The organism is Delftia sp. ASV31 (assembly GCF_016428765.1).
GTDB lineage: Bacteria > Pseudomonadota > Gammaproteobacteria > Burkholderiales > Burkholderiaceae_C > Comamonas > Comamonas acidovorans.
In genome coordinates this window covers 1-2,891 of sequence record NZ_JAELTK010000173.1, presented here as the reverse complement: position 1 = coordinate 2,891, position 2,891 = coordinate 1, and the positions used below count along the sequence as shown (strand labels likewise).

Below are 2,891 nucleotides of genomic sequence, written 5' to 3'. Positions count from 1 at the left end.
CGGCTTCGTGTTCCAGGCCTTCCATGTGCTGCCGCACCTGGATGTCTGGCACAACGTGGCCCTGCCGCTGATGCTGCTGCAGCGGCTGGATGCGGCGGGCCGCCAGCGCGTGCAGCAACTGCTGCAGGCCGTCGGGCTGCAGGGGCTGGAGCAGCGCCTGCCCTGGCAGCTCAGCGGCGGCCAGCTGCAGCGCGTGGCCATTGCACGCGCCCTGGTCCACGGCCCGGCCCTGCTGCTGGCCGACGAGCCCACCGGCAACCTGGACCCCGGCACGGCCGCACAGGTCATGGAACTGCTGCTGCAGCAGACCCGGGAACACCAGGCCGCCCTGGTGCTGGTCACGCACTCCATCGAGGCCGCGCGCCGTGCCGACCGCGTGCTGCGCCTGACCGCACAGGGCATGCAGCCCGCCTAGCGCCAGAGACCATCCGCCCATGCTCGCCCTGCTTCGCACCTTTTCCTGGCAGGAGCTGCGCCAGCATCCCTGGCGCACGGCCACCGCCCTGGTGGCCATCATGCTGGGCGTGGCCCTGGGCTTTGCCGTGCATGTGATCAACCAGTCCGCGCTCGATGAGTTCTCGCGTGCCGTGCGCACGGTCAGCGGCCAGCCGGACCTGGAGTTGCGTGCCATGCAGGGCGGCCTGCCCGAATCGCTGTATGGCCGTGTTGCGCAGCAGCCCCAGGTCAGCCTGGCCGCCCCCTGGATCGAAGCCACAGCCCTGGCCGGCACCGCCACGCCGGTGCAGTTGCGCGTGCTGGGCGGCGATGCGCTGCGGCTGGCGCCCGTGGCGCCTGCGCTCATGCCCCGGCTGTTCGATGGCGGCGGGCGGCTGGACCTGTTCGCGCCCGATGCGGTCTTCCTCAATGCAACGGCACTCGAAGCCCTGGGCCTGACGCCGGAGCAGGCGCGGCACACGCCCCTGCCATGGCAACTGGGCGGGCGCGCGCAGACCCTGCGCATCGCGGGCACGGTGGCCGCATCCGGCCCGCCGCTGGCCGTGATGGACATCGGCGCGCTGCAGGACAGCCTGCAGCGCTGGGGCCAGGTGGACCGCATCGATGTGCTGCTGGCCGAAGGCGCCACGCGCGAGTCCCTGCTGGCCGAGCTGCGCCGCCTGCCCGACTGGCCCGCCCAGGCCCTGGCCAGCCGCCCCGGCGACGACCAGCAGCGCATTGCCGAGATGTCGCGCGCCTACCGCGTCAACCTCACGGTGCTGGCCCTGGTGGCGCTGTTCACGGGGGCGTTCCTGGTGTTCTCGGTGCTGGCGCTCAGCGTGGCCCAGCGCGCGCCGCAGTTCGCCCTGCTGGCCGTGCTGGGACTGACGCCGCGCCAGCGCCTGGGCCTGGTGCTGCTGGAATCGCTGCTGCTGGGCATGGTGGGCAGCGCGGCCGGCATTGCGCTGGGCGCGGGCTTGGCCTGGCTGGCCCTGCACCTGCTGGGCGGTGACTTGGGCGGCGGCTACTTTGCCGGCGTGCAGCCCGCGCTGCAGTGGAGCGCCAGCGCCGCGCTGACCTTTGGCCTGCTGGGCGTGGCCGCCACCGTGGCTGGCGGCTGGTGGCCGGCGCGCCAGGCCATGGAGTTGCCGCCCGCCGCCACGCTCAAGGGCCAGGGCGCGGGCTCCGAACGCGCGGCGCGTGGCCTGCCGGCCCTGCTGCTGATGGCAGCCAGCGTGGCCCTGGCCTTTGTGCCGCCCGTGGCCGGCATTCCCCTTGCCGCCTATGCCGCCGTGGCCCTGCTGCTGCTGGGCGGCATGGCCGCCCTGCCCTGGCTGTTGGGCCAGCTGTTGCGCCTGGTGCCGCAATCGCTGCTGCGCCAGCCGCTGGCCCTGCTGCCCGTGGAGCGTGCGCGGCGCATGCGCCGCAGCACCACGGTGGCCGTGGGCGGCGTGGTGGCCAGCCTGAGCCTGGCCGTGGCGCTGACCGTGATGGTGGCCAGCTTCAGGGACAGCATGATCGCCTGGCTGGACGCCGTGCTGCCCGCCCCGCTGTACCTGCGCACCGCCGGCAGCGCAGGCCGTGCCGATGCCGCGCCCCTGCCCGCCGATCTGGCCGCGCGCATTGCCGCCCTGCCTGGCGTGCAGCGCGCCCAGCCCATGCGCGGCACCAGCCTGTGGCTCAGCCCGGATCGCCCCGCCGTCAGCCTGCTGCTGCGTCCGCTGCATGGCCCCCAGGGCCAGCAGTTGCCGTGGATACAAGGCCCCGTGCAAGCACCCGCTGGCAGCACGCCCGTCTATGTCAGTGAAGCCGTGGCCCAACTCTATGGCGTGCGGCCGGGCCAGGAGTGGCCGCTGCTGGCCCAGGCCCTGCCGTCCGAAGATTCCCGCGTGTTTGTGGCCGGCATCTGGCGCGACTATGTGCGCCAGTTCGGCGCCATCGCCATGGACTGGAATGACTACCAACGGCTTGCCGACGGCAGCGCCACCACGGCAGGCCCCACCGAAATCGCCATCTGGCCGGACGGCGACGACACGGCCACGGCGCAGCAGCTTCAGGCGCGCATCCAGTCGCTGCTGGCCGGGCCGGGCGCCGCGCAGGCCCTGGAGTTCGCCAGCAGCGGCGCGCTGCGCGAGCGCTCCATGCGCATCTTCGACCGCAGCTTTGCCGTGACCTACTGGCTGCAGGCCGTGGCCATCGGCATCGGCCTGTTCGGCATTGCCGCCAGCTTCAGCGCCCAGGTGCTGGCACGGCGCAAGGAATTCGGCCTGCTCGCCCACCTGGGCCTGACGCGGCGCGACATCCTGGCCGTGGTGGCCGGCGAGGGCATGGCCTGGACCACGGCGGGCGCCATCGCCGGCAGCCTGCTGGGCCTGGGCGTGGCCGTGATCCTGGTGCACGTGGTGAATCCGCAAAGCTTTCACTGGACCATGGAGCTGTCCCTGCCCTGGCCCCGC

At 73.2% G+C, this 2,891-nt stretch carries 2 protein-coding genes; both read left to right on the top strand.

From position 1 onward, the window contains the following. Positions 1 to 415 (top strand): ABC transporter ATP-binding protein (locus tag JHD82_RS28740; RefSeq protein ID WP_199140287.1); only part of this gene is annotated, 415 nt, incomplete at its 5' end. Positions 416 to 434: 19 nt separating this feature from the next. Beyond that, positions 435 to 2,891: FtsX-like permease family protein (locus JHD82_RS28735; protein ID WP_199140285.1), on the top strand; the 2,457-nt coding region annotated here is incomplete at its 3' end.